This window comes from Frankia sp. AgPm24 (genome assembly GCF_023243055.1).
Lineage (GTDB): Bacteria > Actinomycetota > Actinomycetes > Frankiales > Frankiaceae > Frankia > Frankia umida.
Window position 1 is genome coordinate 18,644 of record NZ_JALKFW010000193.1, and the last position, 22,594, is coordinate 41,237.

18 protein-coding genes, 1 pseudogene and 1 riboswitch are annotated in these 22,594 nt (G+C 72.7%); all 19 genes and pseudogenes read left to right on the top strand.

All coding sequences use genetic code 11. The features are described from left to right. Nucleotides 1–27 precede the first annotated feature (27 nt). Nucleotides 28–951, top strand: coding sequence for an aspartate carbamoyltransferase catalytic subunit (locus MXD61_RS15585; RefSeq protein WP_248813950.1), 924 nt, complete (start codon nt 28–30; stop codon nt 949–951). After that, the gene (locus tag MXD61_RS15590) at nt 948–2,312 is read left to right on the top strand and encodes a dihydroorotase (protein ID WP_248813952.1); all 1,365 of its coding nucleotides are present in this window, start codon (nt 948–950) and stop codon (nt 2,310–2,312) included. The genes MXD61_RS15585 and MXD61_RS15590 overlap by 4 nt, the downstream gene beginning before the upstream one ends. Continuing rightward, nucleotides 2,309–3,361 carry a hypothetical protein gene (locus MXD61_RS15595; protein WP_248813954.1) on the top strand — a complete coding sequence of 351 codons (1,053 nt, stop codon included), beginning with the start codon at nt 2,309–2,311 and terminating at the stop codon, nt 3,359–3,361. Before MXD61_RS15590 ends, MXD61_RS15595 begins: the two co-directional genes overlap by 4 nt. Beyond that, nucleotides 3,358–4,785 carry a glutamine-hydrolyzing carbamoyl-phosphate synthase small subunit gene (carA, locus tag MXD61_RS15600; RefSeq protein WP_374629010.1) on the top strand — a complete coding sequence of 476 codons (1,428 nt, stop codon included), beginning with the start codon at nt 3,358–3,360 and terminating at the stop codon, nt 4,783–4,785. The genes MXD61_RS15595 and carA overlap by 4 nt, the downstream gene beginning before the upstream one ends. Next, a complete protein-coding gene (carB, locus tag MXD61_RS15605; RefSeq protein ID WP_248813956.1) occupies nt 4,785–8,273 on the top strand; it encodes a carbamoyl-phosphate synthase large subunit in 3,489 nt (1,162 codons plus the stop codon). Before carA ends, carB begins: the two co-directional genes overlap by 1 nt. Continuing rightward, nucleotides 8,270–9,022, top strand: coding sequence for an orotidine-5'-phosphate decarboxylase (pyrF, locus tag MXD61_RS15610; RefSeq protein ID WP_248813958.1), 753 nt, complete (start codon nt 8,270–8,272; stop codon nt 9,020–9,022). Before carB ends, pyrF begins: the two co-directional genes overlap by 4 nt. Nucleotides 9,023–9,253: 231 nt before the next feature. Next, nucleotides 9,254–9,571 (top strand): integration host factor, actinobacterial type, encoded by a 318-nt coding sequence (mihF, locus tag MXD61_RS15615; protein WP_163547901.1) that lies wholly within the window; start codon nt 9,254–9,256, stop codon nt 9,569–9,571. A 258-nt stretch (nt 9,572–9,829) separates the two neighbouring features. Next, nucleotides 9,830–10,372 (top strand): guanylate kinase, encoded by a 543-nt coding sequence (gene gmk, locus MXD61_RS15620; RefSeq protein ID WP_163547902.1) that lies wholly within the window; start codon nt 9,830–9,832, stop codon nt 10,370–10,372. Between the two features lie 45 nt (nt 10,373–10,417). Beyond that, nucleotides 10,418–10,702, top strand: coding sequence for a DNA-directed RNA polymerase subunit omega (gene rpoZ / locus MXD61_RS15625; protein WP_163547909.1), 285 nt, complete (start codon nt 10,418–10,420; stop codon nt 10,700–10,702). Nucleotides 10,703–10,713: 11 nt separating this feature from the next. Beyond that, nucleotides 10,714–11,925: a bifunctional phosphopantothenoylcysteine decarboxylase/phosphopantothenate--cysteine ligase CoaBC gene (coaBC, locus tag MXD61_RS15630; protein WP_225438112.1), complete on the top strand. Its 1,212-nt coding sequence runs from the start codon at nt 10,714–10,716 to the stop codon at nt 11,923–11,925. 70 nt (nt 11,926–11,995) lie between these two features. Further along, nucleotides 11,996–13,192 (top strand): methionine adenosyltransferase, encoded by a 1,197-nt coding sequence (metK, locus tag MXD61_RS15635; RefSeq protein WP_248813960.1) that lies wholly within the window; start codon nt 11,996–11,998, stop codon nt 13,190–13,192. A 265-nt stretch (nt 13,193–13,457) separates the two neighbouring features. Next, nucleotides 13,458–15,596: a primosomal protein N' gene (locus MXD61_RS15640; RefSeq protein WP_248813962.1), complete on the top strand. Its 2,139-nt coding sequence runs from the start codon at nt 13,458–13,460 to the stop codon at nt 15,594–15,596. Nucleotides 15,597–15,760: 164 nt separating this feature from the next. Further along, nucleotides 15,761–16,792 carry a methionyl-tRNA formyltransferase gene (gene fmt, locus MXD61_RS15645; RefSeq protein ID WP_248813964.1) on the top strand — a complete coding sequence of 344 codons (1,032 nt, stop codon included), beginning with the start codon at nt 15,761–15,763 and terminating at the stop codon, nt 16,790–16,792. A 74-nt stretch (nt 16,793–16,866) separates the two neighbouring features. Then, nucleotides 16,867–18,348 (top strand): RsmB/NOP family class I SAM-dependent RNA methyltransferase, encoded by a 1,482-nt coding sequence (locus tag MXD61_RS15650; RefSeq protein WP_248813965.1) that lies wholly within the window; start codon nt 16,867–16,869, stop codon nt 18,346–18,348. Between the two features lie 9 nt (nt 18,349–18,357). Beyond that, nucleotides 18,358–19,056 (top strand): ribulose-phosphate 3-epimerase, encoded by a 699-nt coding sequence (rpe, locus tag MXD61_RS15655; RefSeq protein ID WP_163550088.1) that lies wholly within the window; start codon nt 18,358–18,360, stop codon nt 19,054–19,056. A 126-nt stretch (nt 19,057–19,182) separates the two neighbouring features. Beyond that, nucleotides 19,183–19,316: riboswitch (FMN riboswitch) on the top strand. A gap of 136 nt (nt 19,317–19,452) precedes the next feature. After that, nucleotides 19,453–20,157, top strand: a complete 705-nt coding sequence (locus MXD61_RS15660) for a riboflavin synthase (protein ID WP_248813966.1) — start codon at nt 19,453–19,455, stop codon at nt 20,155–20,157. Next, entirely contained in the window at nt 20,154–21,551 is a 1,398-nt protein-coding gene (locus MXD61_RS15665; protein ID WP_248813967.1) for a bifunctional 3,4-dihydroxy-2-butanone-4-phosphate synthase/GTP cyclohydrolase II, read from the top strand. Before MXD61_RS15660 ends, MXD61_RS15665 begins: the two co-directional genes overlap by 4 nt. After that, nucleotides 21,548–22,030: a 6,7-dimethyl-8-ribityllumazine synthase gene (ribH, locus tag MXD61_RS15670; RefSeq protein WP_248813968.1), complete on the top strand. Its 483-nt coding sequence runs from the start codon at nt 21,548–21,550 to the stop codon at nt 22,028–22,030. The genes MXD61_RS15665 and ribH overlap by 4 nt, the downstream gene beginning before the upstream one ends. Nucleotides 22,031–22,356: 326 nt before the next feature. Continuing rightward, nucleotides 22,357–22,594: pseudogene (locus tag MXD61_RS15675) on the top strand (hypothetical protein); the annotation flags it as partial.

The window sequence follows — 22,594 nt, forward strand, 5'->3', positions numbered from 1 at the left end:
GGGTGCGCCGATGGTCGCGGGCGCAGCGTGAAACGACATCTGCTGTCCACCGAGGACCTCGGCCGGGACGACGCGCTGCTGGTGCTGGACACCGCCGAGCGGATGGCCCGGGTCGCCGAGGCGTCCGTGCGCAAGCTGCCCACCCTGCGTGGGCGGACCGTCGTCAACCTGTTCTTCGAGGATTCCACCCGTACCCGCACGTCCTTCGAGGTCGCCGCCAAGAGGCTGTCGGCCGATGTGATCAATTTTTCGGCGCGCGGGTCAAGCGTGTCGAAGGGGGAAAGCCTGAAGGACACGGCGCAGACCCTGGAGGCGATGGGTGCCGACGTGGTCGTCTGCCGACATCCGGCCAGTGGCGCGCCGCATCGACTCGCGTCCTGGGTACGTGGCAGCGTGGTGAACGCCGGGGACGGCACCCACGAGCATCCGACCCAGGCGTTGCTCGACGCGTTCACGATGCGCCGACGGCTCGGCCGGATCGAGGGGCTGCGGGTCACGATCGTCGGTGACGTGCTGCATTCCCGGGTGGCGCGTTCGAACGTCTGGTTGTTGGCCACACTCGGTGCCAGTGTGACGGTCGTGGCGCCACCGACACTGTTGCCGCTTGGTGTCTCCTCGTGGCCGGTCGAGGTGTCGTACAACCTTGACGCCGTCCTGCCCAAGAGTGATGTGGTGATGATGTTGCGGGTCCAGCGGGAGCGGATGTCCGCGGCCTTCTTCCCGACCGAGCGGGAGTACAGCCGCCGCTACGGTCTGGACGTCGATCGGGCCGCGAACCTGCCGGAGCACGCCCTGGTGATGCACCCGGGGCCGATGGTCCGCGGGATGGAGATCGCCTCCCAGGTGGCGGATTCGGCCCGGTCGACCGTGGTGGAGCAGGTCGCGAACGGGGTGAGCGTGCGGATGGCCGTGTTGTATCTGCTGCTGGGTGGTTCCGGGGAGGTCGCATGAGCACGTCGGGGCAGGTCCAGAACCGGGGCCAGGACCAGGGGCGGGCGTGGGTACTGCGTCGGGTGCGGCCGCTGGGCGGTGAGCCCGTGGACGTGCTGCTGGCGGACGGGGTGATCGCGGGCTGGCGGCCAGCCGGCTCGACCGGGCCCGACTCCGAGGGACTGCCGCCGGGTACGACGATCCTGGACACCGACGGGCTGATCCTGCTGCCCGGGCTCGTCGACCTGCACACCCACCTGCGGGAACCGGGCCGTGAGGACGCCGAGACGGTCGAGTCCGGCACCCGGGCGGCGGCACTCGGCGGCTACACCTCGGTGTTCGCGATGGCCAACACCAATCCGGTGGCCGACACCGCGGGCGTGGTCGAGCAGGTCTACCGGCTCGGGATCGACGCCGGGCACTGCGATGTGCGTCCGGTCGGCGCGGTCACCGTCGGGCTCGGCGGGCAGCGCCTGGCCGAACTCGGGGCGATGGCCGGGTCCGCCGCGGGTGTGCGGGTGTTCTCCGACGACGGCCACTGCGTCTCGGACGCGCAGCTCATGCGCCGGGCGCTGGAGTACGTCAAGGCCTTCGACGGTGTCGTCGCGCAGCACGCCGAGGAGCCGCGGCTCACCGAGGGCGCCCAGATGAACGAGGGTGTGGTCGCGGCGCGCCTGGGCCTGCCCGGCTGGCCGGCGGTCGCCGAGGAGGCGATCATCGCCCGGGACGCGCTGCTCGCCGGGCATGTCGACTCCCGGCTGCACATCTGCCATGTGTCCACCGCGGGCTCGGTGGACATCATCCGCTGGGCGAAGGCGAAGGGCTGGCGGGTCACCGCCGAGGTCACCCCGCACCACCTGCTGCTCACCGACGACCTGGCCAGCAGCTACGACCCGGTCTTCAAGGTCAATCCGCCGTTGCGCACCGCGGCGGACGTGGCGGCGCTGCGCGCGGGCCTGGCCGACGGCACGATCGACTGCGTCGCCACCGACCACGCCCCGCACGCCGCGCAGGACAAGGAGACCGAGTGGGCCGCGGCCCGCCCGGGCATGCTCGGCCTGGAGACGGCGCTGTCCGTGGTGATCGAGACGATGGTCGTGGGCGGGCGGCTGGACTGGGCCGGTGTGGCCGACCGGATGGCGCTGGCCCCCGCCCGCATCGGCGGCCTGAAAAGCCCCGCCGCCGACGCGAGCGGCTCGGTCGCCGTCGGCGCGCCCGCGACCCTGACGCTGCTGGACCCGTCGCCATGGCAGGTCGTCGACCCGCAGGCGCTGGCCAGCCGCAGCCGCAACACCCCGTACGCGGGACGGTCCCTGCCGGGCTCCGTGCGGGCGACGTTCCTGCGGGGTCGACCCACCGTGCTCGACGGGAAGATCGTATGAGCGGGGCACTACCGGCGGCTGGTTCGGTCGTGCTGGCGGCCGGGTCCGCCCAGGCCCGGCTGGGGCTGCGGGTCCTGCTCGGCGTCGGCCTGCTGCTGGTGCTCGTCGCCATGATCGGCGCCCTGGCCCGGATCTGGCGCAGCCGGGCCGAGCGGGACGAGGAGAACCTGCCCGACCTGCCCGAACCACCGGTCGAACCCGGCACGGTGCTCGCCGCCCCGCTGCGCGGGACCTACCTCGGCACCGTCGACGCCGGCCACTGGCTGGAGTGGATCTCCGCCCGTGGCCTCGGTGGCGGGACCGGCGGCTATCTCAGCGTCTACGAGACGGGTGTGCGGGTGGACCGCGGCGACGCCGCGTTCTGGATTCCGCGCGAGGCGGTGCGCGGGGCACGCCTGGAACGCGCGCACGCCGGCAAGGTGTCCGCACCGGGCCGACTCATCGTGGTGGCCTGGTCCTTCGACGGGCATGAGCTCGAGACGGGCTTTCGCGGTGAGGACCGGGCCCGCCAGCCCAAGACCGTCCGGGCGGTGCACGAACTCATCGGTCCGCCGCCGGCGCATCTGGCCGCCGGCGACGTCACCTCGCCGCACGCCCTGCCGCGGGTCCGCCCCCGGCTGCGCCCACGCGCGATCGTGCCCGGTCACGGCGGTGCGCAGCGGCCCGGCTCGGGTCAGCCCACCGAGGAGATCCCCGCCATCCGCGCCGGTCTGCGTCGGCGCCGCGCTCCGGTCCGCGGCGACGCCCGTCCGGTCGACCCCCGGGCCGTCCCCGCGCGCTCCGAACGGGAGCGGGACTACCAGCCGATGCGCCGGCCGCGACCCGGCTATCCGGACCCCGCTCGCGCCAGCGCCCCGCCACCACCCACCCGACCTACCGGGGAATGGCAGGTCGATCCGCGCACCATGGGGACCTGGCGGGCGACCGGCACCGCGGCCGGGTCCGCATCCCTGCCCGTACCCGAGCCCACCGATTCCGGTCAGTACCCGATCGTCGATCCGTTGACCTCGCCGCTGGGTGAGGTCCGCAGGCTGAAGGAGGATCGTTGAGCACCCTCACCTCGAGCGCCGGCGGCGCGGCCGACCCGGGCGCCGGCGACACGGCCATCCCGAGTGCGCAGCGCGTCACCCCCCGTCCGGTGACCCGGGACCGTCCGGCGCGGGCCGTGCTCATGTTGGAGGACGGCCGGTCCTTCACCGGCGAGGCATACGGCGCGATCGGCGAGGCGTTCGGTGAGGCCGTCTTCTCCACCGGGATGACCGGCTACCAGGAGACCCTCAGCGACCCGTCCTTCCATGGGCAGATCGTCATCATGACCGCGCCGCACATCGGCAACACCGGCGTCAACGACACCGACTACGAGTCCGACCGCATCCAGGTCGCCGGCTTCGTGGTCCGTGACCCGGCCCGACGCGCGTCCAACTGGCGTTCACGCGGCAGCCTCGAGGACGAGCTCAGCGCGGCCGGAGTGGTCGGCATCAGCGGCATCGACACCCGGGCCCTCACCCGCCACCTGCGCGAACGCGGTGCGATGCGGTGCGCCATCTCCAGCACCCTCGACATCCCGGCCGCCGACACCCTGGCCCTCGACACCCCGACCACCGACACCCCGACCACCGACATCCCGCCGGCTGGTACGTCGTCCGCTGGTACGTCGGCGGTGGCGGGCGCGGCGGACGGCGACGCGCGGGCCGCCCTGCTGGGACGGGTACGCCGCTCGCCGAAGATGGTCGGCGCGGACCTCGCCCCGCGGGTGTCGACCCGGGAGCCCTACCTGGTGGCAGCGGCCGGCGACGGACCGGCGCGCTTCACCGTCGCCGCGCTGGACCTGGGCATCAAGCGCGCCACCCCACTGGCGCTGGCGGCGCTGGGCTGTGACGTGCACGTCCTGCCGGCGCGCAGCACGGGGGAGCAGCTGCTCTCGCTCGCACCGGACGGGGTGTTCCTGTCCAACGGTCCGGGGGACCCGCAGACGGCCGACTACGCCGTCGACGCGCTGCGCACCGTGCTGGCCGCCGGGGTGCCGGTGTTCGGCATCTGCTTCGGCCACCAGGTGCTGGCCCGGGCACTGGGCTTCGAGACCTACAAGCTGACCTACGGTCACCGCGGGGTGAACCAGCCGGTCGGCGACGTGGCCACCGGACGTATCGCGGTGACCAGCCAGAACCACGGGTTCGCCGTGCGCGCGCCGCTGACCGGCACGACCGACACCCCGTACGGCCGGGTGGTGGCCAGTCACATCGGGCTCAACGACAACGTCGTCGAGGGATTGGAGTGCCTGGACGTGCCGGCCTTCAGCGTGCAGTTCCATCCGGAGGCAGCGCCCGGGCCGCATGACGCGGCCGGCCTGTTCGAGAAGTTCCGCGACCTGATGGCCACCACCCGCACCGCGCGCGTGGGCAGTGCGGGTCCGGGCAGTGCGGGTCCGGGCAGTGCGGGTCCGGTCGAGCCGAGTGCGGACGGGGCCCTCTGATGCCACGGCGTGAGGATCTCGCCAGCGTCCTGGTGATCGGCTCGGGGCCGATCGTCATCGGCCAGGCCTGCGAGTTCGACTACTCCGGGACCCAGGCCTGTCGGGTGCTGCGGGCCGAGGGGCTGCGGGTCATCCTGGTCAACAGCAACCCGGCGACGATCATGACCGATCCGGAGCTCGCCGACGCCACCTACGTCGAGCCGATCACCCCGGACATCGTCACCAAGATCATTGATCGGGAGCGGCCCGACGCGATCCTGGCCACCATGGGTGGTCAGACCGCGTTGAACACCGCGGTCGCCCTGCACGACTCGGGTGTGCTCGAACGGTTCGGGGTGCGCCTGATCGGCGCGAACATCGACGCGATCCGCTCCGGTGAGGACCGTCAGGCGTTCAAGGACATCGTCGCCGCGGTCGGCGGCGAGTCGGCCCGCAGCGCGGTCTGCCACACCGTCGAGGAGTGCCTGGCCGCGGGGGAGGAGTTCAGCTTCCCGGTGGTCGTGCGGCCGAGCTTCACCCTCGGTGGCGCCGGCAGCGGCTTCGCCCACGACGCGGCCGAGCTCGCCCGGATGTCCGCCGACGGTCTCGCGGCCAGCCCGTCCACCGAGGTGCTCGTCGAGGAGTCGGTGCTCGGCTGGAAGGAGTACGAGCTCGAGCTCATGCGGGACCGCGCCGACAACGTGGTCGTCGTCTGCTCGATCGAGAACGTCGACCCGATGGGCGTGCACACCGGTGACTCGATCACCGTCGCCCCGGCGATGACGTTGACCGACCGCGAGTACCAGCGGATGCGGGACATGTCGATCGCGGTGATGCGGGCCGTCGGCGTCGACGCGGGTGGCTGCAACATCCAGTTCGCCGTGGACCCGGCGACCGGCCGCCAGATCGTCATCGAGATGAACCCGCGGGTGTCGCGTTCGTCGGCGCTGGCGTCCAAGGCCACCGGCTTCCCGATCGCCAAGATCTCGGCGAAGCTCGCGCTCGGCTACACCCTGGACGAGATCCCCAACGACATCACCCGCACCACCCCGGCCGCCTTCGAGCCGACCCTGGACTACGTGGTGGTCAAGGTGCCGCGGTTCGCGTTCGAGAAGTTCCCCGGCGCCGACCCGATGCTCACCACGACGATGAAGTCCGTCGGCGAGGCGATGGGGGTGGGGCGCAGCTTCGCCGAGGCCCTGCAGAAGGCGCTGCGCTCGATGGAGTCCGCCGGCAGCACCTTCACCTTCGCGCCGCCCGAGCAGGACGCCGCCACCCTGCTCGAGATCGCCAGCACCCCGCACGACGGCCGGCTGCGCGTCGTCCAGCAGGCGCTGCTGGCCGGTGCGACGATCGACGAGGCGTTCGCCGCCACCGCCATCGACCCCTGGTTCCTGGACCAGCTCGTCTTCCTCAACGAGATCGCCGCGTCGGTCACCCGTGACCCGGACGGCATCCGCCGCGCCAAGCGGGCCGGCTTCTCCGACGTCCAGCTCGCGGCCCTGCTCGACACCAAGGAAGACGTCGTGCGGGCCTTCCGGCACCGCGCGGGGATCCGTCCGGTGTTCAAGACCGTGGACACCTGCGCGGCCGAGTTCGCCTCCGAGACGCCCTACCACTACTCCGCCTACGACGAGGAGACCGAGGTCGCCCCCAGCGGACGGCCACGGGTGATCGTGCTGGGCAGCGGGCCGAACCGGATCGGCCAGGGCATCGAGTTCGACTACGCCTGCTGTCACGCGGTGATGGCGCTCTCGGACGCCGGCTACGAGACCGTCATGGTCAACTGCAACCCGGAGACGGTGTCCACCGACTACGACACCGCCGACCGGCTCTACGTCGAACCGCTCACCGTCGAGGACGTCCTCGAGGTCGTGCACGCCGAGCAGCAGGCCGGGCCGCTGGCCGGTGTGATCGTGCAGCTCGGTGGCCAGACCCCGCTGGGGATCGCCGCGGCGCTGGCCGAGGCCGGGGTGCCGATCGTCGGCACCCCGCCGAAGGCGATCCATCTCGCCGAGGACCGTGGCCTGTTCGGCCGGGTGCTCGCGGCCGCGAACCTGCCCTCCCCGCCGCACGGGGTGGCGACGTCGTTCCCGGAGGCCCGGGCGGTCGCCGAACGGGTCGGCTATCCGGTGCTGGTCCGTCCGTCCTATGTCCTGGGTGGACGCGGGATGGAGATCGTCTACGACGACGCGATGCTGCGCGACTACATCGAGCGGGCCACGGCCATCTCGCCGGAGCATCCGGTGCTCGTCGACCGGTTCCTCGATGACGCGGTCGAGATCGACGTCGACGCGCTCTTCGACGGCGAGACGCTCTACCTCGCCGGCGTGATGGAGCACATCGAGGAGGCCGGGGTGCACTCCGGCGACTCGGCCTGCGCGCTGCCACCGATCACCCTCGGCCGCGCCGACCTCGAGCGGATTCGCACGTCCACCGAGGCGATCGCCCGCGGCACCGGTGTGCGGGGACTGCTCAACGTCCAGTACGCCCTGCAGTCGGACGTCCTGTATGTGCTCGAGGCGAACCCGCGGGCCTCGCGGACCGTGCCGTTCGTCTCCAAGGCGACGGCGGTGCCGCTGGCCAAGGCCGCCGCCCGGGTCATGCTCGGCGCGACCATCGGTGAGCTGCGCGCCGAGGGTCTGCTGCCGAGCACCGGCGACGGCGCGAGCCTGCCGCTGGACTCACATATCGCCGTCAAGGAGGCAGTGCTGCCCTTCGGACGGTTCCGGGACGCCAGCGGACGCGGCGTCGACACGGTGCTCGGCCCGGAGATGAAGTCCACCGGCGAGGTGATGGGCGTCGACGACTCGTTCGGCACCGCCTACGCCAAGTCGCAGGCCGCCGCCTACGCCTCGCTGCCCACCTACGGCCGGGTGTTCGTCTCGGTGGCCAACCGGGACAAACGGGCGATGATCTTCCCGATCAAGCGGCTGGCCGATCTCGGCTTCGTCGTCTACGCCACCGAGGGCACCGCGGAGGTGCTGCGCCGCAACGGTGTGAAGGCTGTCGTCCTGGGCAAGCACCGGGCGCCGCGTGAGGGCCTGGCCGACTGCGTCGAAATGATCAATTCTGGTCAGATCGACCTGGTCATCAACACCCCGTGGGGCGTGGGCCCGCGACTGGACGGCTATGAGATCCGCACCGCCTGTGTGAGCGCCGGCGTCCCGTGTATCACCACCATCCAGGGTGCCGCCGCCTGCGTGCAGGGCATCGAATCGCTGGTGCGGGGGGAGCTCGGCGTCCGCCCGCTGCAGGAGTACCACGCGGTTCTGCGCGAGGCCTGGGGTGACGAGCCACTGGCCAACCGGGCCACCGCCGCCCGGGCCGCCGCCGCTGACGGGTCCGCCCCGGTCGCCCCCGCCGCCGCGCGGCCCGGGCCCGCTGCCCCCGCCCGCACCCCCCGCCGCGCCCCCGCCCCCCCGCCCTGGCGGGAACAGCCGGTGCGGGAACAGCCGGTGCGGGAGTCGTCGGTGCAGGAGCAGGGGACCACGCGGACGAGCCGATGAGCATCGGGCCGACCGGGCGGGCGCCGCTGGCGGTCGCCCTGGACGCGCCGGACGGGGCGACCGCGCTGCGCTGGGCCGCGGCGGTCGCCCCCGCCGCGGCGGTTCTCAAGATCGGCCTGGAGCTGTTCTACCGGGAGGGCCCCGCGGTGGTCGACGCCCTGCGTGAGCAGGGCCTGCTGGCCGCGGCGCCCGGAAGTGCCAGCGCGCCGGAGCTTTTTCTCGATCTGAAACTCCATGACATTCCGGCAACTGTCGCCGGTGGCATGCGCTCGGTCGCCACGTTGTCTCCTCGCTTCGTCACCGTCCACGCGGCGGGGGGATCGGCGATGGTACGCGCGGCGGTCGACGCGGCCCCCGACATCGAGGTGGCCGGTGTGACCGTGCTCACCTCGCTGGACGTGGAGGCGCTGGCCGCCATCGGGTTCACCGGGCCGCCGCGGGACGTGGTGCGGCGCCTGGCGGTCCTCGCGGTCGAGGCCGGGGCGCGGGCCCTGGTGTGCAGCCCGCAGGAGGTCCGCATGGTCCGTTCGGAGCTCGGTGATGCCGTGACTCTCATCACCCCCGGAGTGCGTCCGCCAGGTGCTCAGGCCGCCGATCAGGCCCGGACCGCGACACCGCGGGAGGCGATCGCGTCGGGTGCCAACCTGGTCGTGGTGGGCCGTCCGATCACCCGAGCCACCGATCTGGGCGAAGCCGCCCAGGCCATCGCCGACAGTATTTCCGCAGGTCGGGCGCCTGTCGGCGCGTGATGGCCGAGGTCAGGGCAGGGTGTGTTCGTCCTGGTGCGGTATGAAGCGGTACGGTGGGGACGTCGTAGACCGAAAGGGCGCGGCACGAGCGGGCCACCCCTTTCGTCCCGTCAAAGCCTTCTCTTGTGCGGACAATATGTCCGCATCAGAGTGTTGTGGCCAAGGCTGGACTGAGGAACCACTTCCTCGCTAGTTTGCGCGGCGCGATCACCGAATTGAGGAGGCGTACCCGTGCCCCTGCCGCCCCTAACGCCCGAGCAGCGGGCCGCCGCCCTTGAGAAAGCCGCGTTGGCTCGTAAGCAGCGCGCAGAACTCAAGGACAGGCTGAAGAAGGCGGAGACGACTCTGGCTGCCGTCCTGGAACAGGCGGAAGCTGATGAGGTCGTCGGCAAGATGAAGGTTTCGGCTGTTCTCGAGTCGCTTCCCGGGGTCGGGCGTGTACGCGCCCAGAAGATCCGGGAACGCCTGGGGATCAGCCCGACCCGCCGGCTGAGAGGGCTCGGCGCGAAGCAGCGCGCCGCGCTCCTCGAGGAGTTCGGAACGGCCTGATCCAAGCGGAGTGGAAATTCACTCTGCGCGTTGGAGGATGGCCGGGTGGGTCGCGGCATCATCGGGTGAGCGGTGTCACGTCCGTTCTTCCGGTGAAGCCGTGGAACCTTCCCACGGATCGGGGGACGGTATTTATGCCGCCCCCCGATCCGAAAGTCCTGTAGAAGCTTGTCCCTCCCCGACCGTCCCGTGGAGTACTCCGCGGGCGGACGACCCGTCGTGCGCGCCGCATGGCCACGGCGGCCTAGGGTGTGACCCGTGGGTCTCACAGTGCTCTCCGGGCCGTCCGGAGTCGGGAAGGGAACGGTCGTGGCGGCCGTGCGCGCGCATCACCCTGAGGTCTGGGTGTCGGTCAGTACCACCACCCGGGCACCCCGGCCGGGGGAGACCGACGGTGTCGAATACCACTTCGTTGACGCCGAGGAGTTCGCGCGCATGGTCAAGGCCGGCGAGTTCGTCGAACACGCCATGTTCGCCGGGCACGCCTATGGCACGCCACGGCGACCACTGGCCGAACGGCTGGCGGCGGGCATCTCGTGCCTGCTGGAGATCGAGCTACTCGGTGCCCGGCAGGTCCGCTCGGCGATGCCCGACGCCCGCTTCGTCTTCCTGGCCCCGCCCACGTTCGAAGAACTGGTGCGGCGACTGACCACCCGCGGCACCGAAGCGCCCGAGATCATCGCGCGTCGCCTGGACCGGGCGCGGATCGAGCTCGCGGCCGAGACCGAGTTCGACCACGTCATCGTCAACGACGATGTGCAGGCCGCGGCCGCCCGCTTGGTAGCATTGATGATCGACTAGCCCAGCCGTGTCTGGTTGAGCTGCGTGGCACTCAGGAAGGACACCGTGGCCGGTACCGTCGCCCACCCCGAAGGCATCACCAACCCCCCGATCGACGAACTGCTCGAGGCGACCGACTCGAAGTACAGCCTGGTCATCTACGCGGCCAAGCGCGCCCGTCAGATCAACGCCTACTACTCCCAGCTCGGCGAGGGTCTGCTCGAGTACGTCGGGCCGCTGGTCGAGACGACCAACGCCCAGGAGAAGCCGCTGTCGATCGCGCTGCGCGAGATCAACGCCGGTCTGCTCACCCACGAGACCGTGGCTGACACCCTTCCCCCGATCGCCTGAGCCGCACGTCGGTGAGCAGGGTCGTTCTCGGGGTCGCGGGTGGGATCGCCGCCTACAAGGCGGTCGAGGTGCTACGCCGGTTCACCGAGTCCGGCCACGAGGTGCGGGTCGTGCCGACCGCGGCCGCGCTGCGGTTCGTCGGCGAGACGACCTGGGCCGCGTTGTCGGGCAATCCGGTGACCACCGGTGTCTGGGAGGACGCCGACGAGGTCGCCCACGTGCGCATCGGCCGCACCGCCGACCTGGTCCTCGTCGCGCCGGCCACCGCCGACCTGCTCGCCCGGGCAGTCGCCGGGCGGGCCGACGACCTGCTCACCGGCACCCTGCTCACCGCCACCTGCCCGGTCGTGTTCGCCCCGGCGATGCACACCGAGATGTGGCTGCACCCGGCCACCCAGGCCAACGTCGCCACCCTGCGTTCGCGTGGCGCGATCGTCCTCGACCCGGCCGTCGGCCGCCTCACCGGTGCCGACTCCGGCCCCGGCCGGCTGCCCGAACCCGCCGAGATCGCGGCCCTGGGCATGTCGGTGCTCGCCCGGGGCGCCGCGGCCGTCCGGCCCGACCTCGCCGGGCGACACGTGCTCGTCACCGCCGGGGGTACCCGCGAGTACGTCGACCCGGTCCGGTTCCTCGGCAACGCCTCCAGCGGGCGCCAGGGTTACGCCCTGGCCCGCGCGGCGCTGGCCAGGGGAGCCGCGTCCGTCACGGTGGTGGCGGCCAACGTCGCCCTGCCGGAGGTCGCCGGAGCCCGGACCATCGGTGTGGTCTCCGCCGCCGAACTGCGCGCCCGGGTGCACGAGGTGGCGCCTTCCGCCGACATCGTGGTGATGGCCGCCGCCGTCGCGGACTTCCGTCCCGCCGACCCGGCGACGCACAAAATCAAGAAGGATTCCGCCGCCCCTGACACACTGGCGTTGACCCGAAACCCTGACGTGCTGTCCGAGTTGCTGGCGAACCGCCGGCCAGGTCAGTTGCTGGTCGGTTTCGCCGCGGAGACCGGTGGGCCGGACGGCGGCGTGCTCGAGCTCGCCCGGGCGAAACACGCCCGCAAGCCGGTGGACCTGCTCGTGGTGAACCAGGTCGGCAACGGCCGTGGCTTCGAGGTCGCGGACAATGCCGCCGTCGTGCTCAGCCTGGGCGGCGGCGAGACGACGATCGATCGAATGAGCAAGGACCTGGTCGCGCACCGGATCCTCGATCTGGTCGTCGAGCACGGAGATTGAGCCGGTGCCCGTGCAGGTGCGCGGTCCTCGGTAAGCTTCGTCGGAATCAACCTTCCAGGGGGTAGGACCAGTGGCGACGCGCCTGTTCACATCCGAGTCCGTCACCGAGGGACATCCGGACAAGATTGCCGACCAGATCAGCGACTCGATTCTCGACTCGATGATCAAGGACGACCCGAAGAGCCGGGTCGCCGTGGAGACGCTCATCACCACCGGCCAGGTGCACGTTGCCGGCGAGGTCACCACCAAGACCTACGTCGACATCGCCGCCGTGGTGCGGGAGCGCATCCTGGAGATCGGTTACGACTCCTCCAAGAAGGGCTTCGACGGCGCCTCCTGTGGCGTGAGCGTGTCGATCGGCGCGCAGTCCGCCGACATCGCGCAGGGTGTCGACACCGCCCACGAGTCCCGCGTCGAGGGTTCCCTCGAGGACGAACTCGACCGTCAGGGTGCCGGCGACCAGGGCCTGATGTTCGGCTTCGCCTGCGACCAGACCCCCGAGCTCATGCCGCTGCCGATCGCGCTGGCCCACCGCCTGGCCCGCCGGCTGTCCGCCGTCCGCAAGGACGGTCAGGTCGGCTACCTGCGGCCCGACGGCAAGACCCAGGTCACCATCGAGTACGCCGACGGCAGGCCCGTCCGTCTCGACACGGTCGTCGTGTCCACCCAGCACGCCGCCGACATCGACCTCGACACGCTGCTTGCCCCCGACATCGCCGAGTACGTGGTCGAGCCCGAGCTCGCCCTGCTCGACATCTCCACCGAGGGTCGCCGCCTGCTGGTCAACCCGACCGGCCGGTTCGAGATCGGTGGCCCCATGGGCGACGCGGGCCTCACCGGCCGCAAGATCATCGTGGACACCTACGGTGGCTACGCCCGCCACGGTGGCGGCGCCTTCTCCGGCAAGGACCCGTCCAAGGTCGACCGCTCCGCCGCCTACGCGATGCGCTGGGTCGCCAAGAACGTCGTCGCCGCCGGCCTCGCGACCGCCTGCGAGGTCCAGGTCGCCTACGCCATCGGCAAGGCCCACCCCGTCGGTCTGTTCGTCGAGACCTTCGGCACCGGCACCGTCCCCACCGAGCAGATCCAGGACGCGGTCACCCAGGTCTTCGATCTGCGCCCGGCCGCGATCATCCGTGACCTCGACCTGCTGCGCCCGGTCTACGCCCAGACCGCCGCCTACGGTCACTTCGGACGTCCCGAGCTCGACTTCACCTGGGAGTCGACCTCGCGCGCCGAGGCGCTGCAGCGCGCCGTCAAGGGCTGATCGCGCCTTTCCGGGTCCGCCTTCGTACGTCCGCTAGTCCGCACGTCAGTTCGTCTGAACGTCCGCATGTCCGCTGGGAGCCTGGCTTTCCAGCGCCCGGTTCCGAGGCCGGGCCGATCCGCCACCGCGGCCGATCGGCCCGGCCTCGGCCGTTCCGGGGCCGCGTCGCGTCGCATGAGCAGGTCGGCGGGATCGGTGGGTGCCGCGAGCTCGGTCCCTGTCCGCCGGGCGGGTTCTGTCGGGGGTGGCTGGTAGGAATGCCGTCATGACCGAACCGTCGGGGGGAGAGCGGGCGTCCAAGGGTGGGCGTCGTCGGGCGGTGGGCGCTGCGTCGCCGGCTGCCGAGGTGCTGCCGGTGGCCCGGGTGGCACTCGACATCCCACTGACCCATCTTGATCGTCTGTTCGATTATCTGGTGCCCGCGGAGTTGGCTGATGCGGCGGTGCCTGGCTCGCGGGTTCGGGTTCGCTTCGCCGGCCGGCTGGTTGACGGGTTCGTGCTGGAGCGGGTGGCCAGCTCCGAGCATGACGGGCCGCTGGCCCGACTGGAGCGGTCGGTTTCGGCGGAACAGGTGCTCTCCCCGGCCGTTGTCCGGCTGGCCCGTGCGGTCGCAGACCGTTACGGCGGGACGCTCGCGGATGTGCTGCGCCTGGCCGTCCCACCTCGGCATGCCCGGGTCGAGGCAGCGACCTCGGTGGAAAAACGGTCCCCGGCTGAGGTGAAGGCTTCGGCCGCCGAGACCGACGGAGCCGATGGGGCTGCCGTGGCGGACGGGGCTGTGGAGGCCGGCGGGGTTGGTGAGGTTGGCGGGGTGGTGGCTCCGGGGGAGTGGGTGCGGTATCCGGCGGGGCCGTCGATGTTGGCGGCGCTGGGTGATGGGCGGTGGCCGCGGGCGGTCTGGTGGGCGCCGCCGGGGCCGGCCTGGCCGCGGATGATCGCGGTGGCGGTCGCGGCGGTGGTGCGCTCCGGGCGAGGGGCGATCGTGGTCGTTCCCGATCATCGGGATGTGGATCGGGTCGAGGCGGCGCTGGTCGAGGCGGTGGGGCGGGAGACGACGGTCGCGTTGCGTGCCGATCTTGGGCCGGCGGCGCGGTACCGGGCGTTTCTGGCCGTGCGGCGAGGCCAGGCCCGGGTGGTGGTGGGTACCCGGTCGGCCGTGTTCGCACCGGTCGAGGCGCTCGGGTTGATCGTCACCTGGGATGACGGGGACGATCTGCATGCCGAGCCGCTGGCCCCGTATCCGCACACCCGCGATGTCGCGGTGCTGCGCGCCGGGCAGGAACACGCGGCGTTGCTCGTCGGCGGGTTCTGCCCGACGGTGGAGGCCGAGGCGCTGGTGCGGGCGGGCTGGGCCCGTGCGCTGGTGGCCGCGCGGGCCCAGCTGCGGGAGCTCGCGCCCTGGGTGGAGGCGACGGGTTCCGATCACGAGGTCTCCCGCGATCCGGCGGCCCGCGCGGCCCGGCTGCCGTCACTGGTGGTGCGCACGGCGCGGGAGGTGTTGGCGGCGGGCGCCCCGGTGCTGGTGCAGGTCCCCCGGCGTGGCTATCAGCCGTCGCTGGCCTGCACGGGCTGTCGGCGTCCGGCCCGGTGCGGGCACTGCCAGGGGCCGCTGGGGCGACCGGGTGGGTCGGGGCCGCCGGCGTGTGGGTGGTGTGGGCGTCCCGTGGCGGCATGGCAGTGCCCGTCCTGCGGTGATCCGCGGCTGCGCGCGTCGGTGACGGGTGATCGGCGCACGGCCGAGGAGCTTGGCCGGGCGTTTCCCGGCGTACCGCTGCGCACATCGGGGCGCGACGGTGTGCTGGCCACCGTCCCCGCGGAGCCGGCGCTGGTCGTGTCCACACCGGGTGCGGAGCCGGTGGCCGAAGGCGACGGGTACGGCGCGGTGGTGCTGCTCGACGGCTGGGCGCTGCTCGGGCGTCCGGATCTGCGCGCGGCCGAGACAGCGCTGCGGCGCTGGGCGGCGGCGGCGGCGCTGGCGCGTCCGGGGGCCGCGGGCGGGCGGGTGATCGTCGGCGCCGACGCGGGGCTGCCCGCCGTACAGGCGCTGATCCGCTGGGACCCGGTGACCTTCACCGCCCGGGAAGCCGACGAACGCGCCGCGCTCGGCTTCCCGCCGGCGAGTCGGATCGCCGCGGTGGACGGCACCGCCGCGGCCGTCGCCGAACTGCTCGACGTCCTGCGGTTGCCCGAACCCGCCGACGTCCTCGGCCCGGTGCCGTCGCCCGCGCCGCGGACGGCCGCCCGGGCCGGCGACGAACCGGAGCCGCACCGGCTGCTCATCCGCGTCCCCCGGGAGCGAGGTGGTGAGCTGGCCGCCGCCCTGCACGCGGCCCGCGGTGTGCTCGGGGCCCGTCGCAGCACCAGCGGCCTGCGTATCCAGCTCGATCCGCTGGTGATCGGGTGAGCAGCGCGGGCGGCGGGTGGGCACTGCGCGCCCGGCCGTGCACGCTGGCGCAGCGCGATCGCGATAGGGTCGGTCGGTTCCCGGCCGTGGGTTCGTCGGCCGTGGTTCGCGGTCGTGCGACCCGGCCGGCCTTTCTGGATCATTACGCTGAACGGTGTTCGGGTATGCGTCTTGTCTTCGCCGGCACGCCGGCGGTTGCTCTGCCCAGTCTGCGCGCGCTGATCGACAGCCCGCAGCATGACGTGGTCGCGGTGGTCACCCGGCCGGACCGGCCGGCCGGCCGGGGTCGCAAGGTGACCCCGCCGCCGGTGCATCTGCTGGCCGACGAGGCCGGCATCCCGGTGCTCAGCCCACGTCGTCCGGGCGACCCCGAGTTCCTCGCCGCCCTCACCGAGCTCGCACCCGACTGCTGCCCGGTCGTCGCCTACGGCGCGCTGCTGCCGCCGGCGGCACTGGAGGTCCCGCGCCTGGGCTGGGTCAACCTGCACTTCTCGCTGCTACCGGCGTTTCGGGGGGCGGCCCCGGTGCAGCGCACCCTGCTCGCCGGCGACGACCTGACCGGCGCCACCGTCTTCCAGATCGAGGCGGCGATGGACTCCGGCCCCGTCTTCGGTGTCGTCACCGAACTCGTCCGCCCGTCCGACACGTCCGGTGACCTGCTGGGGCGGCTCGCCGATTCGGGTGCGCGCCTGCTCGTCACAGTGCTGGACGGTCTGGCCGACGGCAGCGTGCAGGCGGTCCCGCAGCCCGCCGAAGGCGTGTCGTTCGCACCGAAACTCACCGTCGCGCAGGTCGGAGTCGACTGGGCGCGCCCAGCTCTCGCCGTCGACCGGCTGATCCGCGCGGCCACCCCGGCTCCCGGTGCCTGGACGACGTTTCGGGGTCGGCGGCTCAAACTCGGACCGGTCCGGATGGGCCCGCTGCCCGCCGACGCCGCGACCCGTGGGCTGCGCCCAGGCCAGCTGGCGGTGCTCGTCGACGGGTCCGTCGCCGTGGGCACGGGCACCGACCCGGTGCTGCTCGGCGAGGTCCGTCCCGAAGGACGGGCGCCGATGGCCGCCGCCGACTGGGCCCGTGGCTCCCGGCCGAACGCCGACGACCAGCTGATCACCCCGCCCCCGGAGGCGGAACCCGCGCCACCCGCGGCCGCGGCCGCGGGGCCGGTAGCCGCGGTGGACGGCGGGCGGGGCGCGTGAACCGTCCACCGAGTCGCCCCCCGGCCCGTCCCTCGAGTTCGCCGCCGAGCAGGTCGCCTGACCGGCCGCGCCGAATGGCCTGGGAGGTGCTGCGCGCCGTCGACGAACGCGGGGCGTACGCGAACCTGCTGCTGCCCTCGATGCTGGCCGGCAGCGGACTGTCCACGCGTGACCGCGGGTTCGTCACCGAACTCGCCTACGGTGCGCTGCGCGCCCAGGGCACCCTGGACGGGATGCTCGACACCGCCACCAGCCGTCCCGTGGCGGGTATCGACCCGCCGCTGCGGGACGCCCTGCGTCTCGGCGCCTACCAGCTGCTTCGGACACGGGTGCCGGCGCGGGCCGCCGTGGCCACCACGGTGGACCTGGTGCGCGCGACCAGCGGGGAACGTCCCGTCCGGTTCGCCAACGCCGTGCTGCGCCGCGTCGCCGCCCGGGTCAGCGAGACCGGCGGTGACCTCGCCCAACTGCTGGACGCGCCACCGTTCGCCACCGACCCGATCGGCCATCTCACGGCGGTGTGCACCCATCCGCGCTGGATCGTCGAAGCGGTCGCCGAGGCGTTGGACGGAGACCTGGACGAGACCCGGGCGGCCCTGGTCGCCAACGACATCCGGCCCAGCACGCATCTGGTCGCCCGGCCCGGCCGGATCACCCGGGACGACCTGCTCGCCGAATGCGTCGAGGCGGGCCTCGACGCGCACCCCGGGCCGTGGTCGCCCTACGCCGTCCGGCTCGACGGCGGCGATCCGGGTCGGCTGCCGTCGGTCGCCAGCGGGGCGGCCGCGGTGCAGGACGAAGGCAGCCAGCTGGTCGCGCTGGCCCTGGCCGCCACCCCGACCGTCGGGCCCGACCGGGGGCTGACCGTCGACCTGTGCGCGGGACCCGGCGGGAAGGCGGCGCTGCTCGCGGGCCTGCTCGCCGGTGGGCCGGACGGCGCCGGACTGCTCGCCCTCGAACCGCGGATGACCCGGGCGGCGCTGGTCGCCCGCTCCCTGGAAGGTATGGCGGGCGCGTGGGTCGCCCGCGCCGACGGCCGGGCCGCGCCGCTGGCACCCGCGAGCGTCGACCGGGTACTGGTGGACGTGCCCTGCACCGGGCTCGGGGCGCTGCGTCGCCGGCCCGAGGCCCGCTGGCGACGCACCCCCGAGGATGTCGCCGCCCTCGTGCCGCTGCAACGCGCGCTGCTCGTCGCCGCCGCCGACCTGGTGCGCCCCGGCGGGGTGGTCGCCTACGCCACCTGTTCGCCGCATCCGGCCGAGACCAGTGAGGTGGTCCGTCAGGTCGCCGGGCAACGCCCGGAACTGTCCCTGCTGGACGCGACCCGCGTCCTCACCGACGTTTCGGGCAGCGACGTTTCGGGCGGTGACGCGCCTGGCAGCGGCGTCACCGGGGCCGGCAACGGCACCGACTCCAGGGCCGAGACCGGGGCCGAGACCGGGGTTGGGGTCGGGACCGGGCTTGGGCTTGGTGACGGCCCGTTCGGGCAGCTGTGGCCGCACCGGCACGGCACGGACGCGATGTTCGTCGCGCTGCTGCGGGTGGGCCCCCGATAGTCTCGGCCGGTGGCCACCGCACAGATATATCCCAGCATGCTCGCCGCTGATTTCGGTCGGATCGCCGAGGCGGCGCACGCCGTCGAGGGACGGGCGGACTGGTTGCACGTCGACGTGATGGACTACCACTTCGTCCCGAACCTGGCGTTCTCCCCGGACACGGTGACCGCGCTGCGGGCGACCACCCCGACCCCGCTCGACTGCCACCTCATGATCGCCGATCCGGACCGTTGGGCGGCCGGCTACGCCGAGCGGGGCGCGGCGAACGTCACCATCCACGCGGAAGCCGTCGACGACCTGCCCCGGACCACCGCGTCCATCCGCGCGGCCGGGGCGCGCACCGGGCTCGCGGTGAAGCCGAACACCCCGGTGGAGCGCTACCTCGACGATCTGCACCGGTTCGACCTGTTGCTGCTCATGACGATCGAGCCGGGTTTCGGCGGCCAGACGTTCATGACCGAGGTCCTGCCCAAGATCGCCGCGGCCCGCCGCCTGCTCGACGACCGTGGCCTCGACCTGTGGTTGCAGATCGACGGCGGGGTCAACGAGCGCACCATCGAGGCCGCCGCCGCCGCCGGTGTGGACGTCTTTGTCGCCGGCACGGCCGTCTTCGGTGCCAGTGACCCTGGCGAGGCCGTCGAGAAGCTGCGCGCGCAGGCGCTGCGAGTCGCCCCCCGCCTCACCCCACCGTCCAACGAGCCAAACTAGGTCGTCCACCAGGCAATTCATGCTGCGGGACAGGTGGCCACCCCTGATCTGGATGACTCCGGTCACATGTTCGGGGCGGGCGCGGTCCGGCTTCGTATGCCAAAATGGGGCAGCACAAACAGTTGCACGCGCGCTCCGGGGTCGGTGAAATTCCGAGCCGGCGGTGATAGTCCGCGACCCACACCCGCACAGTTCGGGGTGTGGCTGATCCGGTGAAATTCCGGAACCGACGGTCAAAGTCCGGATGGGAGGACGCGCGCGGGCCCCTTGTGCCCGCATGCGCGGTGTTTCCTGCCGCCGTGCCGCGGGCGCGCGCCGGCCTGAGCCCGCCGGCAGGTCCCGCGTGGTTCGCCCGTGTCCGGGGAGCGGTGCCCGGGACCGAAGGGCACGGGTCGGATGTTCACCGGCATCGTCGAGGAGCTCGGCGTCGTCACCGCGGTAGAAGCGCGGTCGGAGGCGGCCTCGCTCACCATTTCCTGCCACACCGTCCTGGCGGACGCCTCCCACGGCGCGTCCATCGCCGTCAACGGCGTCTGTCTGACCGTCACCAGCCTGCTGCGGGACGGCGTGGCCCTCGACGAGACCGCGAGCCGGGCCGGCCCCACCGGCATATCCACGGGCGCCACGGCGTTCACCGCGGACGTGATGCGCGAAACGCTCGTGCGCTCCGCCCTGGGCGTCCTCACCGTCGGTGACCGGGTCAACCTGGAACGTCCGGTGCGCCTGACCGACCGGCTCGGCGGGCATCTGGTCCAGGGCCATGTCGACGGCGTCGCCGAGGTGCTCGACCGTCAGATCGCCGAGCACTGGGAGCTGGTCCGCTTCGCCCTGCCGTCCGGGCTGGACCGTTACCTGGTCGAGAAGGGGTCGGTGACGGTCGACGGTGTGAGCCTCACCGTCGTCGAGGTCGTCCCGGCCGTCGGCGACGCCCCGGCGTCGTTCACCGTGAGCCTCATCCCCACCACGCTCGAGGACACCACCCTCGGCCACCGAGTGCCCGGTTCGCGGGTCAACCTCGAGGTCGACGTCCTGGCGAAGTACGTGGAGAAACTGCACGCCGGCGTGGCCGGCACCCCCGAACCGAACGGACTTCCGCGATGACCACAGGCAGCCAGGGCGAGGACGTGGTCTTCGCCGACATCGAGTCCGCGCTCGCCGAGTTCGCCGCCGGACGGCCCCTGGTCGTCGTCGACGACGCCGACCGGGAGAACGAGGGCGACCTGATCTTCGCCGCCGAGGCCGCCACCCCCGAGCTGGTCGCCTTCATGACCCGCTACACCTCCGGGGTCATCTGCGTGCCGATGGACCCGGCGGACACCGACCGACTCGAACTCGACCAGATGGTGCCGCACAACACCGAGCGCATGGGCACCGCGTTCACCATCAGCGTCGACGCCCGCGAAGGCGTGACCACCGGCATCTCCGCGGCCGACCGGGCCCGCACCATCCGCCTGCTCGCCGACGCCGACACCACCCCCGGTGACCTCAGCCGCCCCGGCCACATCTTCCCGCTGCGCGCCAAGGACGGCGGGGTGCTGCGCCGCCCCGGCCACACCGAGGCCGCCGTCGACCTCGCCCGGCTGTCCGGCCTGCACCCGGCCGGCGCCATCTGCGAGATCGTCAACGACGACGGGACGATGGCCCGCCTGCCCGAACTCGTCGCGTTCGCCCGCGAACACGGCCTGCTGCTGATCACCATCGCCGACCTGATCGCCTACCGGCGCCGCACCGAGAAGCAGATCGTCCGGGTCGCCGAGGCGTCCATCCCCACCCGCTATGGCCCGTTCCGCGCGGTGGGTTTCCGCAGCATCCTCGACGGCGTCGAGCACATCGCGCTGATCCGCGGTGATCTCGGCGACGGTGAGAACGTCCTGACCCGCGTGCACAGCGAGTGCCTCACCGGTGACGTGTTCGGCTCGCGGCGCTGCGACTGCGGCACCCAGCTGGACGCCGCCCTGCGGCTGGTCGCCACCGAAGGCCGTGGCGTGGTCCTCTACATGCGCGGACACGAGGGTCGAGGCATCGGCCTCATGCACAAGCTGCGTGCCTACCAGCTCCAGGACGCCGGCCACGACACCGTCGACGCCAACCTGGCCCTCGGCCTGCCCGCCGACGCCCGCGACTACGGCACCGGCGCGCAGATCCTCGTCGACCTCGGCGTGCGGGGCATCCGGCTGCTGTCGAACAACCCGACCAAGCGCGCGGGCCTCGAGGGCTACGGGCTGCGCATCGTCGAGCTGATCGCGATGCCGGTCAACCACACCCCGGAGAACCTGCGCTACCTGACCACCAAGCGCGACCGGATGGGCCACCTGCTCCCCGGCCTGCCGGTCCTGCCCGACCTGCCCGCGCGGCCGCTGGCCGACCTGCCACTGGCCGTCGGGGATGACGCGCCGACCGCGGTCGCCCGGCGTGGTCCCGGCAGCGGTGGACCCGCCCTGGTGTCGGCCGCCGTCCCCGCCGGTGAGCTGTCCGTCGAGGGGGAGGGGCTGTGAGCGGCCACGGCGCACCGGCGGAGGTGCTCCCCGCGGCGGACGGCCTGAGCCTCGCGATCGTCGCCACCCGCTGGCACGCCGAGATCACCGACGCCCTGCTCGCCGGCGCGCTGCGGGCCGCCAAGGACGCCGGGGTCGCCGGCGAACCGACCGTCGTGCGGGTCGCGGGTGCCATCGAACTGCCCGTGGTCGTCGCCGCCCTGGCGCAGAGCCATGACGCGGTGGTCGCCCTCGGGGTCGTCATCCGCGGCGGGACACCGCACTTCGACTATGTCTGTCAGTTCGTCACCGCCGCGCTCGCCCGGATCACCGTGGACGCGCGGGTACCTGTCGGTTTCGGCGTCCTGACCTGCGACACCGTCGAACAGGCCCGTGACCGTGCGGGCCTGGCCGGCTCCAGCGAGGACAAGGGCCGTGAGGCGGCCCTGGCCGCCCTCGAGACCGCCGCCCTCCTGCGCGACCTCACTCCCGCCAGCTGAGCTTCCCTGCCGGCTGCGATGTCGGCGCCACGCTGACGCCACGCTGAACGCGGATGCAGGGCGCATTCACACGGACGGTGTGAGCCCGATCCGTCCTGGTGACATGGCCTCGGTATGGTGTTGCCATCACGTGGCGATTCCGAGTGGATCAGGTGTGCTGACGGTGGGTTCACCCCTCGTGGTCTGGTTCTCGACGGTTCCGCTCATTGCGGAATCCCTGTCGGGACGATCCGACCGCGAGACGGTGATGGCACGTCGCGGCGCCCTGCGCGCGCTTCGGCATCGTCCGGCTGGGTCGATCCGGTGGTGAGGGCGAGGTGGCACGGATGGCGGGTCATGGCGGCGACCAGAATGACGACGACGCGCAGGCCGAGCCGACCACCAGGCGCCCCGCCGCCGGCTCCGGCGGCCAGGGCGGCGACGCCCGCCCGATCTCCCTGCTCGGGCTGCGCCTGACCGACACCCAGTCCCCCCGGGACGCGATGGTCACCCGCCGCAACGCCCGGCCCCGCCCCGCCCCCACTGCCGCCCCGCCCCGCACCCCTGACCCCGGCCCCACCCAGC

Coding starts and splice junctions, on each gene's coding strand:
- MXD61_RS15650 (WP_248813965.1), top strand. CDS start 16,867: ATGGCCTGGGAGGTGCTGCGCGCCGTCGACGAACGCGGGGCGTACGCG.
- fmt (WP_248813964.1), top strand. CDS start 15,761: ATGCGTCTTGTCTTCGCCGGCACGCCGGCGGTTGCTCTGCCCAGTCTG.
- MXD61_RS15665 (WP_248813967.1), top strand. CDS start 20,154: ATGACCACAGGCAGCCAGGGCGAGGACGTGGTCTTCGCCGACATCGAG.
- MXD61_RS15640 (WP_248813962.1), top strand. CDS start 13,458: ATGACCGAACCGTCGGGGGGAGAGCGGGCGTCCAAGGGTGGGCGTCGT.
- MXD61_RS15595 (WP_248813954.1), top strand. CDS start 2,309: ATGAGCGGGGCACTACCGGCGGCTGGTTCGGTCGTGCTGGCGGCCGGG.
- carB (WP_248813956.1), top strand. CDS start 4,785: ATGCCACGGCGTGAGGATCTCGCCAGCGTCCTGGTGATCGGCTCGGGG.
- MXD61_RS15590 (WP_248813952.1), top strand. CDS start 948: ATGAGCACGTCGGGGCAGGTCCAGAACCGGGGCCAGGACCAGGGGCGG.
- MXD61_RS15660 (WP_248813966.1), top strand. CDS start 19,453: ATGTTCACCGGCATCGTCGAGGAGCTCGGCGTCGTCACCGCGGTAGAA.
- pyrF (WP_248813958.1), top strand. CDS start 8,270: ATGAGCATCGGGCCGACCGGGCGGGCGCCGCTGGCGGTCGCCCTGGAC.